Genomic DNA, 11,170 nt, shown 5'->3' on the forward strand with positions numbered 1-11,170 from the left:
CTCACGCCTTGCGGTGCGCGGCCGGATCGGGATGGAACATATAGCCTACGCCCCGCACCGTCGCGATGTACGACGGCAAGTCCGGCGCGTCGATCTTCTTCCGCAAGAAGTGCACATAGTTTTCCACCGCATTGCCGATCACGTCGGCATCCGGTCCCCAGACGCGATCGAGAATGACCTCTTTGGAAAGCACCTTGTTCGGGTTGCGCATGAACAGCTCGAGCAATTGGAATTCCTTGGCCGTCAGCGCCAGGGGTTCCCCGTTGCGCGTGACGGTTCGAGTGTTAAGATCGAGTCGAAACGGGCCCGCCTCAATGGCCTCACCGCCAGCGAGTTGGCCGGTGCGCCTGGAGAGGGCCCGCACGCGCGCCAAGAGCTCCTTGTTGTCGAACGGCTTGACGAGATAATCGTCGGCGCCGGCGTCAAGGCCCGTCACCCGATCTTCGACGGTGTCCTTGGCCGTGAGGAGCAAGACCGGGGTCTGGAGGCCCGCTTTGCGCATGGCGCGCAGGATGTCGAGACCGCTCATCTTCGGCAGCATGATGTCCAAGATGGCAAGGTCGTAGCTGTCGGTTAGGGCAAGATCGCAGCCGGTTTCGCCGTCGTGGGCGACGTCGACCGCATACTGGTGTTCTTTGAGAAGCTGTTTCAGTGCGGACGCAAGCCGCACTTCGTCTTCGACGAGCAAGATGCGCATCGGATGACCTCCCGCGTCGTTCGCTGCATCCATGGATCGGTCTCATGGGCTTGGGTCCCATGGGCTGACCAGTTTTATTCTACACGGAACGATTGAATGCCGCTTGAAGCGCCGATAGGCTTCCTGGGACGGAGAGCGAGCGTGTCCGAATGTTTGCGCTTTCGTAAGATTTCTTGACCACCCTCGGCGGGGACGAGGGGCGCGGCCGAGGCTAAGAGAATTCTTAGTTTCCTACGAAGGCTGGCGAAAGCCGCGAAAGTTCGACATTCTGGTCGCGAGCGGTTGGAAAAACGTGATGACCATGCCTGTCGCTCTCCTTTACACCGGGGATGGCCGTCGATACAATTTGCGCTATACTAGGCACGGTGCGTGCAGGGTACCGCGATTTCGGACTTGCGCCGAGGCAAGAGAGCACTCATGTGACGTTGTCATACAGATTCCGAAATCGAACGGCGTTCAACATTTGTCGAGAGATGGGAGGGACGAAGGGTGACCGAACCGCTCCTCGCGATTCGCGATTTGAAAACCTACTTCGTGAGCAAACAGGCGACGGTGAAGGCGGTGGACGGGATCGACATCGAGGTCGGCCGCGGACAGGTCGTCTGCATCGTGGGCGAATCCGGCTGCGGCAAGAGCATGACGTCGCTGTCCATCATGCGGCTCGTGCCTCGCCCGTACGGGAAGATTGTCGACGGTCAAATTCTGTTTGACGGCCGAGATCTTCTGAAGCTGAGCGACCGCGAGATGGCGGATGTGCGCGGAAGCGAGATCTCGATGATCTTCCAGGAGCCCATGACCGCGCTCAACCCCGTGCTCAGCATTGGGACGCAAATTTCGGAAGTTTTGGTTCGGCACCGCGGGGTGCCCAAGCGCGAAGCGCTGGACCGGGCTGTCGAGATGCTGAAGTTCGTCGGTGTGCCGCGCGCCGAGCAAATTGTGCGCGAGTATCCGCACCAGCTCTCCGGCGGCATGCGCCAGCGCGTGATGATCGCCATGGCCATGATTTGCGAGCCGAAGTTGCTGATTGCGGACGAGCCCACCACGGCGTTGGACGTGACCATTCAGGCGCAGGTTCTCGACCTCATGAAGAAGATGCGGCGTGACACCAACACGTCCATCATTCTCATCACGCACGACCTGGGCGTCGTGGCCGACATGGCCGATCACGTCGTCGTCATGTACGCCGGCCAGGTGGTGGAATCCGTCGACGCAGACACGCTCTTCTCAGAGCCCAAGCATCCCTACACCCGGGCGCTCATGGAATCCATTCCGTCCTTGGAGGAAGACAAGGACGTGCTGTACTCCATCCCGGGTACCGTGCCGAGCGCGGCCAACTTTCCGAAGGGCTGCCGGTTCGCCGAGCGCTGTCCCATCGCCAAGCCGTCCTGTTTCGAGAAGATGCCAGAGCTGCGCGAAGTGGCGCCGGGGCATCTGGTTCGTTGCGATCTCGTCTGACAGAAAGGAGGGAGCGCATGAGCGAGTACGTGCTGGAGGTCGAGGACCTCAAGAAGTACTTCCCCATCAAGTCTGGCATTTTGAAGCGCACGGTGGGCCACGTTCGCGCCGTGGACGGCGTGTCGTTTCGGGTGAAGCCGGGCGAGACGCTCGGTATCGTCGGTGAGTCGGGCTGCGGCAAGTCGACGACAGGGCGCATGATCATGCGGCTGACGACGCCGACCTCTGGGAAGATCATTCTGGACGGGAAGGACATCACGCACGCCAAGGGCGAAGAGCTCCGGGCGAGCCGCCGCAAGTCGCAAATGGTGTTTCAGGACCCGTACGCGTCGCTCAACCCGCGCATGTCTGTCGGCGAGAGCATCGCGGAGCCGCTCATCGTCAACAAGGTGTTGCCGAAATCAGAGGCGTTCGAACGGGCGGGCGAGCTGCTGAAGACCGTTGGACTGCGGGCGAGCGACATCAACCGGTACCCGCATGAGTTTTCAGGCGGTCAGCGCCAGCGCATCGGGATTGCGCGCGCGCTCGCGCTGAATCCGAAGCTCATCGTCGCGGACGAGGCCGTCTCGGCGCTCGACGTGTCAATTCAGTCGCAGATTTTGAATCTCTTGATGGACCTGAAGCACCAGTTCAACTTGTCGTACCTGTTCATTTCGCACAACCTGGCGGTCGTTCGCCATATCAGCGATCGCGTCGGGGTCATGTACCTCGGGCACCTGGTCGAGATCGGCCCGAAGCAGTCCCTGTACCAGGATCCGCTTCATCCTTACACGCAAGCGCTGCTTTCGGCAGCACCGGAGCCGAAGCGGACGAACCGGCGCGAGCGCATCATCCTGCAGGGCGATGTGCCGAACCCGGCGAATCCGCCGTCCGGCTGCCCGTTCCACACGCGCTGTCCGCGGGTGATGGACGTCTGCCGCCAGACGATGCCGAAGCCGGTTCAGGTGCATCCGGATCATTGGGTGGCCTGTCACTTGCACGGCTAGTCGCGAGGCCCTTCGGTGCATGAACTTCCCTCGGTTTCGAGACCCTACGCTCAGGGTTCGTCGAAGGGGGAAGCGACATGAAGACGAAGGTGCTCTCGGGCGGCTTGTCCGCCCTGGTGGCGCTCGGCGCCGTGGCTGGCTGCGGCGGAGCAAACAGCACGGGCGGGACGGGATCGCACGGCGGGACGTTGATCTACGCATTGCCGCCGTCGACCAACATCACGTGGTACCTGCCCATCACCAACGCGGGCAACGCGAGCTTGTACAACGCGCAGCTGTACACGCAGTTGTATCCGGGTGTGATCTACATCGATTACCGCTACCAGATCGACTACGCGGACAGCTTCGCGCAGAACATCACGTACAACCAGGCGGGTACGGTGTACACCATCTCGCTGAAAAAGAACTGGAAGTGGTCGGACGGCCACCCAGTGACCGCGGATGACGTCGTCTGGGACTACGAGCTCATCAAGGCGACCGACGCGAAGGACGCGCCTCCGCCGTGGCCCAATTACAACGCGGGCGCGGGTGGCGTGCCGGACAACGTGCAGAGCGTCGTGGCCAAGGACCCGTACACGGTCGTCATCACGCTGAAGAAGCCGGTGAACCAACAGTGGTTCATCTACAACGGCATCGGACAACTGACGGCTTTGCCCAAGCACGCTTGGAACAAGTACCCGAATGACATCCGCCAGGAGATCATCTATCTGGCCAAGCAAGCGACGAACCCAGCGTTCTTCACGGTGGTCGACGGGCCGTTCAAGCTGCAGAGCGCAAAGAGCAGTCAGTCGTGGACCCTCGTGCCGAACCCGACGTTTGCGGGCCACAAGAGCACGCTCGATAAGCTCGTGTTCCAGTACGAGGCGAGCAACGATGCCGAGTTCGCAGCGCTGAAGACCGGCGCGGTCAACCTGGGGTACCTGGATCTGTCGCAGTACGATTCACGTCAGTCGCTCGCGTCGTCGGGATACACCCTCACGCCGGCGTACAACTTCGGGTACAACTTCATTGAGCTCAATCAGCAGAAGGGCTCGCCGATGTACGCCGCGTTCAGCGACGTGAAGGTGCGGCAGGCGCTGGAGTATGCGATTGACCAGAACGCCATCAACCAGGACATTTACCACGGGTTTGCGCCGCCGCAGTACGGACCGATTCCGGCGACGCCGCGGACCATCTTTTTCAACCCAAATCTGCAGAAGCCGCTCTTTCCGTTCAGCCTCACCAAGGCGAGGCAGTTGCTGGAGTCGGACGGGTGGAAGATGCAAAACGGCGTGATGACCAAAAATGGCATGCAGCTGAAGTTCCAGGTCATCTATCCGAGCGGCGCACAGTCGACGACGCAGATGATGGAGCTCATCCAACAGGATTGGAAGCAGATTGGCGTGCAAATCACGCTGAAGTCGATGCCGCTGTCCGAGATCTTTGGCATCATTCAAGACACGTCCAATCCTGGAAAATGGGCGGCTGCAGCCGGCACGGGCATCACGTACGGCGGATCGTATCCGTCGGGCGAGCAGCTGTTTGAGCCTGGCGGACTCGACGGCTTCGGCTATGACGATCCGGTGCTCGACAAGCTGATTGCCGCGACGACATCGCCAGCACCGTCGCAGCAGGCGTCGCTCAAGGCGTTCTTCGCGTACGAGGAGTACTGTGCGAAACAGGTGCCGGTCTTGTGGACGAACGGCGTGGCAAGCCTGACGGCCGTCGCGCCGAATGTGCACAACGCGACCGCGCAGTATCTGAATCCGACAACCGGTTATCCACTGCTTAACTATATTTGGATGTCGAAGTAAACCATTGAACTCACGTGGCGCGGCTGGGTACCCCGGCCGCGCAAGAGAAGGGAGGGAAAGGCGTGGTCACAGAGACGCAGGTGGCAAACTCCGCGGGCGAGCCGCGCGTCCAGGCGACGAAGTGGCGCACGTGGAAGCGATTCTGGCGGTATCCGCTGAGCTCCATTGGCGTCATTGGCATGGTGCTTTTGTTCGCGTTCTGCTTCCTCGGGCCGATGTTGTATCACGTGAGCCCGACGCAGGGCGATTTTACAGCACTGCTTCAACCGCCTAGCGCAAAACATCCGCTGGGTACGGACGACGCGGGCCACGACGTCTTGGCGCGCATGATGGTGGGTGGCCAAGCGTCGCTGGAAGTCGGCTTCTTGTCCGCCTTCGTGGCGATGGCGTTCGGAACGCTGTATGGCATGGTGAGCGCACTCGCGGGCGGCTGGGTGGATGTCATCTTGATGCGTATTGTCGACATTCTCTTGTCCATCCCGAGCATCTTCATCCTGCTGTTCCTGAACGCGACGTTTAAGCCGAACGTCGGCCTCATGATCTTCGTGCTTGCGACCACCAGCTGGTTTGGCGTGAGCCGTATTGTGCGCGGTGAGGTCCTGAAGATCAAAAACGAGGCCTACGTCGAAGCCGCACTGTTGGCCGGCGTGCGCACGTGGAGGCTGATGATGCGATATCTGGTTCCGAACTTCATCGGGACCGTGCTGGTGACCACGACCTTCGCGGTCGCAGACTCGATTCTCGCGATTGCGGGTCTATCATTCCTGGGGCTAGGATTGCCGCCACCGGCGCCGAACTGGGGCGCGGATTTGTCGGCTGCGATGAACTACATCTTCCAGAACGCGTGGTGGCTCATCTACCCGCCGGGCATTCTGATTCTCTGTTCGCAGCTGTTCGTCAACTTCATCGGCGATGGCCTGCGCCATGCGCTTGAGACGCGCACCGATTGATGGCGCAAGTCGATCACGGAAGTGGGGTGAGCCCGAGTGCTGAGCTACATTGTGCGCCGCATCCTGCAGGCCATTCCGTCGCTGATCGGCATTTCAATCATCTCGTTTATCTTGTTGCACATCGTGCCGGGCAATCCGGTGCGCATTTTGCTCGGGCAGCACTACACGCCGCAGCGGGCTGCGGCTCTGGCCCAATCGCTCGGCTTGAACAAGCCGCTGTACATGCAGTATCTCATCTGGCTGTGGAACATCCTCCATGGCAACCTGGGATACTCGTATAACTACACGGAGCCCGTGACGTACCTGATCGCGCACGCGCTTCCGAACACGCTGTCGCTGGTTCTGATTGCCACCATCTTTGCGCAGCTGTTCGCCATGCTGATTGGCACGATTCAGGCGTACTTCGAGAACAGCATCGCCGATCATATCATCACGGTGCTGAACTACTTCTTCTACTCGATGCCGTCGTTTTGGCTGGGGATTCTGATGGTGATGTTTTTCGCCATCCAGTTGCACTGGTTCCCGTCGGGCGGCGTGTTGAATCCGCAGGACCCGAATCCGGGCTTCTGGGATTGGCTGCATCACTTGATTCTGCCGGCTGCGACGCTCACCCTGGTGACGCTGGCCGGGTACTCCCGATACATGCGTTCGTCTGTGCGGGAGACGCTGTTGATGGACTACGTGCGCACGGCTCGTGCCAAGGGTTTGCGGGAGTCTCAGGTCTTGTGGCGCCACGTGTTGCGCAACTCGATCCTGCCGCAGATCACGCTGTTTGGCCTTTCGTTCCCGGCGCTCTTTGCCGGTGCGTTGTTCATCGAGCAGATCTTTAACTATCCGGGCATGGGCCTCCTGTACTGGAATGCTGTCGGCACGCTCGACTATCCTGTGCTGCTCGGCGTGACGATGTTCCTCGGGGCGTTGACCATCATCGGCAACCTGCTCGCGGACGTCCTGTACAGCCTGGTGGATCCGCGGATCAGCCTGGAGTCCATGTCGTGATCGAACGCGAAGGCGCGAGGGCGAAGCAAACGTCCTCGCGCCTTTTTCATGATGGATGGTATTCTTAGAGAATTCTTAGATTGATGCACGTCGCACGTAGGTGCGGAAAACATCAGGCCCGGCGCGGATTCTAAGCGATGGGGCTTCTTGGATGGTAACATCTGTGGTGCGCTATGACCTTTACAACCTCGCAGGCTGCTCGTAGGATGAATTTATCTGAAAGAGATGATTCAAAGAAAAAGTCTGCGAAGTCTTGTCTCGCTCGCAGACGCGATTAAGGGGGGTTCATATGAAAGGTCAACGTAAAAAACATGCGGCGCGCTTGGGTGTCGCTGCCGCGACGGTCGTCCTGGGAGCGGGCATCATCGCGGGATGCGGCACGCAGCAGAACAACTCGTCGAACACCACCAACAGCACACAGACCACGACGCAACAGCCGCAGAAGGGCGGCACGCTGGTGGTGGCGCTGGCGCCATCCACCAACCTCAACTGGTATCTGCCCATCACGGACTCTGCAAACGCGAGTGTCTACAACGCACAATTGCAAATTCTTCTATATCCTGGAGTAATTTATATCGGAAACAATTATGCCATTGATTGGGCGGACAGCTTCGCGTCGAGAATCGACTACAACGCGACGGGCACGGTCTACACCATTCACCTGAAGAAGAACTGGGTGTGGTCGGACGGCAAGCCGGTCACGGCGCAGGACGTGGTCTGGGACTATCAGCTCATCAAGGCGACGGACGAGTCGAATACGCCGCCGTGGCCCAACTACAGCAACGGCTCCGGCGGTATACCGCAAAACGTGAAGAGCGTGGTGGCGCTCGACAACTACACGGTCCAAATCACGCTTAAGAAGCCGGTGAACCAGCAGTGGTTCATCTACAACGGCATCGGCCAATTGACCGCCCTGCCGGAGCACGCGTGGAACAAGTATCCCAACAACATGGCGCAGGAAATCGCGTATCTCGGCAAAGAGGCGAGCATTGCGAGCTTCTTCACCGTCGTGGATGGGCCGTTTAAGCTGGTGAGCGCGAAGCAAAGTCAGGCATGGGTGCTCGTACCCAACCCGACGTTCGGCGGCCACAAGAGCACGCTTGACAAGCTCATCTTCCAGTATGAAGCATCTGCGGACGCGGAGTTCGCAGCGTTGCGCAGCGGATCCGTCAACCTCGGCTATCTGGATCCGTCGCAGTGGAACTCGCGCAACGCGTTGCTTCAGATGGGGGACAAAATCGTACCTGGATACAATTTCGGTTACTTCTTTATTGAATTGAACATGCTGAAGGGTTCGCCGATGTACAGCGCGTTTAGCGATCTCAAGGTGCGCGAGGCGCTGGAATACGCGATGAACCAAAACCAGATTGACCAGGACGTGTATCACGGCTTCGCGCCGCCGCTCTACGGACCCATCCCGGCGCAGCCGAAGACCGTCTACTACGATCCGTCGCTGAACAACCTCTTCGCCTACAATCCGGCGAAGGCGAAGCAGTTGCTGGAGTCGGACGGCTGGAAGATGGAAAACGGTGTCATGACGAAAAACGGGCAAAAGCTCCAGTTCACCATGCTGGTGTCGTCGGGCGCGGAGTCGACCATCCAGGAAGCGGAGCTCGTGCAGCAGGATTGGAAGCAAATTGGCGTGGACGTGACGCTTCAGGAGATGCCGTTCAACCAAGAAGAGAGTATCATGAGCGACTCGAAGAATCCCGGCAAGTGGGCGGCCGCGGCTGGCACCGGCATCACGTACGGTGGATCTTATCCATCGGGCGAACAGCTCTTTGAGCCTGGCGGGCTGGATAACTTCGGTTACAACGATCCGACCGCCGACAAGCTCATCGCCAAAACCACCGAACCGGTCTCGTCCCAGGCCGAGAACACGAAGAACTTCTTCGCGTACGAGGACTACATCGCGAAGCAACTGCCCGTGTTGTGGCAGAACGTGCCGGCGAGTATCACCGTGATCGCGCCGAACGTGCACAACGCCACGACACAGGTGCTGAATCCGACGACCGATTACTCGCTCTACAACTACATCTGGGTGTCCTCCAAGAAGTGACGTGTCTCAGTCGCGCTCGGGCAAGCGCATGCGCTTGCCCGAGTTTGCAATTTCCCGAGCTTTCGTTGGCGGTTCGTGCAGGTCGTTCGTGAAATCCGTCACCCGAGTTCCGGCGGCACATGGGTTTGCCCCTCAAACGTTCGGCCGCGCACGGACCGATACCGCATGCGAATGACCGCGGGCAGGGGTTCGGAGCTTGAGACCGCGTACGAGCTCGCCGATTCGCGAGCCACTGCCTCCAGCTGCACGCGCTTGGCCTCCGTCGGGGCAAGGTGAAGCCCCGTCACGCGCCGCCCATTCACCGAAGGCTCAATCGGCAACACGTCCCGTCCCCGCACCATCCACATCCTCAGATCCAGCGCTGGCCCCGTGCCATAGTTGCGAATCTCCGCGATGAGGTGCCCGTTCCAACGCGCGAAGTCGTCGATCACGACCATCGGCACGTAGCCAATCCGGGCGTCTCGCCGGATTTGGTACCAGGACGTCAAAGCGATGGCCAAGGTCCCGAGCGACGACAACACGCTGCACGCCTCCATGATGTCCAGGTCCATCATCCCGTTCACAGGCTCTCCTCCTGCCACAAGTATGTCCCGCCCAATTTGGCGGACACTGTGGAATGACGTAGGGAGGAGGACCAACATGCACGGATCGTTCGCGTCGATTGTTCCCTTTCTTGTCATTATCCCCGTGGCGCTGTTGACGAAACAGGTCATTCTGGGCCTGGCGCTTGGGCTGTTTGTCGGATGCTACATCGAACATCCGCGCCCGCTCGAAGGCTTGGAAGCTGCCATTGCCTACATCGGGCGGGAGGCAGGGCTTTCGGGCAACATGAATCTCATTCTGTTCCTGTACCTGTTTGGTTCGTTTGTCGGCCTGCTTCGCGTCTCCGGGGGCGTCAAGGGATTCAGCCGTTGGATGGCGGGCCGCATTCATTCGCCGCGGGGGGCCTTCGTGTTCACCTGGCTGTCCAGCTTGTTCACTTTCATGGCGCCGGACTTTCGCATTCTGACCGTCGCGCCCATCGTGAGCCGCGTGTTTGAGCGCTTTCGCATTCGAAAGGAGCAGGTGGCATTCACCATCGACGTGACCGCAACGCCTCTTTGTGCCATCGTTCCCATCGGCACGGCGTTTGTGGCCTACATGGTCGGCCTCATGCACACCTCCGTTCACCACGCGCGATACGCGTCGCCCTATGCCCTGTTCCTCGCCACCATTCCATACAATTTCTTCGCCTGGGCCATGCTCCTCATGGGCGTGTTTCTCACGTTTTTCCGATTTTCGTCTGCCACGTCCCCGTCTCGCGCGCCGGCTCACCACGCTGAAGCGCACGCCGATCGCGGCCGGGCACCTTCCGCTGTCCCACGGCTTGCATACGAACGCAGAAGTGCTTTCGCGCTCGAGACGGGGTCTGTCGCCTTCCCTCAGGATGCCGCCGTGCAGCGGAGCATGCGCCGCCGCGAAGCGTCTGACGAGGAAATTCCCGATCCCGTTGAAGCCTTGGCTCAAAGGGCGCACCCGTCCGCGCTCCATCTGGTGCTTCCGCTCGCCGTTCTGTTGGGCTGCACGCTGGCGTTTACCGTGCTCTCCGGGTACAAGGCGGGCCGCAGCCTCGCGCAGGCGTTTGTTCAAGCAAACGCCGCACAAGCCATGCTCGAAGCCCTCGTTCTCACGGTGGTCGTCATGGCCGTACTCTACGCCGTGCGAGGCACATCGCTCAACCGCATCATGATCGGCTTCCTACAGGGCGGCAACGAGATGATGCCGGTCATTGTATTGTTGGCGCTGATTTGGGCGGTCTCCGCCGTTGCGTCCGATCTCGGCTTTGCCCAGTTTTGCCAGCGCGAGATCGTCCAGTACGTGCCGAAGTCGCTCATCCTTCCGGCGCTGTTTGTGTTTGGCTGTGCCATCTCGTACGTGCTCGGCAGCTCGTTCGGCACCTGGGCCATCCTCATGCCACTCGCTTTTTCCCTGGCTCAGGGCGGTGCCGGCAGCCTGGCCCTTGCAGCGGGTGCCGTGTTCGCGAGCGGCACGTTCGGCGGATTCGTGTCGCCCCTCAGCGACAACACCGTGGCCATGGCGACGGTGATGAAAGTGCCCGTCATGGATTACGCCAACTACAAATTGAAGACGGCGCTCCTTCCGGTCGCAGTCTGCACCGTCGCCTATTTCCTGCTCGGCGCCTGGGCCAGGTGAGCGCACGCTTTGGGTCGTGAGCCCATCCTCGCGGCACA

General features: G+C 60.2%; 9 protein-coding genes. 7 read left to right on the forward strand and 2 right to left on the reverse strand.

Annotation, left to right across the window (positions count from 1 at the left end; genetic code table 11):
• Window position 1: 1 nt before the first annotated feature.
• Window positions 2-697 carry a response regulator transcription factor gene (locus tag BW934_RS02020; RefSeq protein WP_076344521.1) on the reverse strand — a complete coding sequence of 232 codons (696 nt, stop codon included), beginning with the start codon at window positions 695-697 and terminating at the stop codon, window positions 2-4.
• Window positions 698-1,186: 489 nt separating this feature from the next.
• Between BW934_RS02020 and BW934_RS02025 the strand changes: the two genes are divergently transcribed.
• From BW934_RS02025 to BW934_RS02050, 6 genes are all read left to right on the forward strand, one after another.
• Entirely contained in the window at window positions 1,187-2,152 is a 966-nt protein-coding gene (locus BW934_RS02025; RefSeq protein WP_076344523.1) for an ABC transporter ATP-binding protein, read from the forward strand.
• Between the two features lie 17 nt (window positions 2,153-2,169).
• Window positions 2,170-3,138, forward strand: coding sequence for an ABC transporter ATP-binding protein (locus tag BW934_RS02030; protein WP_076344525.1), 969 nt, complete (start codon window positions 2,170-2,172; stop codon window positions 3,136-3,138).
• A gap of 77 nt (window positions 3,139-3,215) precedes the next feature.
• A complete protein-coding gene (locus BW934_RS02035) occupies window positions 3,216-4,931 on the forward strand; it encodes a peptide ABC transporter substrate-binding protein (RefSeq protein WP_076344527.1) in 1,716 nt (571 codons plus the stop codon).
• 62 nt (window positions 4,932-4,993) lie between these two features.
• Complete coding sequence (locus BW934_RS02040) at window positions 4,994-5,881, forward strand: ABC transporter permease (protein WP_076344528.1); 888 nt, start codon at window positions 4,994-4,996, stop codon at window positions 5,879-5,881.
• A 36-nt stretch (window positions 5,882-5,917) separates the two neighbouring features.
• Window positions 5,918-6,880, forward strand: a complete 963-nt coding sequence (locus BW934_RS02045) for an ABC transporter permease (protein ID WP_076344530.1) — start codon at window positions 5,918-5,920, stop codon at window positions 6,878-6,880.
• A 289-nt stretch (window positions 6,881-7,169) separates the two neighbouring features.
• Window positions 7,170-8,939 (forward strand): peptide ABC transporter substrate-binding protein, encoded by a 1,770-nt coding sequence (locus tag BW934_RS02050; RefSeq protein ID WP_076344532.1) that lies wholly within the window; start codon window positions 7,170-7,172, stop codon window positions 8,937-8,939.
• A 98-nt stretch (window positions 8,940-9,037) separates the two neighbouring features.
• On the opposite strand, the gene BW934_RS02055 is transcribed toward BW934_RS02050, so the two are convergent.
• Window positions 9,038-9,493 (reverse strand): hypothetical protein, encoded by a 456-nt coding sequence (locus BW934_RS02055; protein WP_234969487.1) that lies wholly within the window; start codon window positions 9,491-9,493, stop codon window positions 9,038-9,040.
• An 85-nt stretch (window positions 9,494-9,578) separates the two neighbouring features.
• Between BW934_RS02055 and BW934_RS02060 the strand changes: the two genes are divergently transcribed.
• Window positions 9,579-11,132 (forward strand): Na+/H+ antiporter NhaC family protein, encoded by a 1,554-nt coding sequence (locus BW934_RS02060; protein ID WP_076344536.1) that lies wholly within the window; start codon window positions 9,579-9,581, stop codon window positions 11,130-11,132.
• The last annotated feature ends 38 nt before the right edge of the window (window positions 11,133-11,170 follow it).

This window comes from Alicyclobacillus vulcanalis (genome assembly GCF_900156755.1).
GTDB classification, from domain to species: domain Bacteria; phylum Bacillota; class Bacilli; order Alicyclobacillales; family Alicyclobacillaceae; genus Alicyclobacillus; species Alicyclobacillus vulcanalis.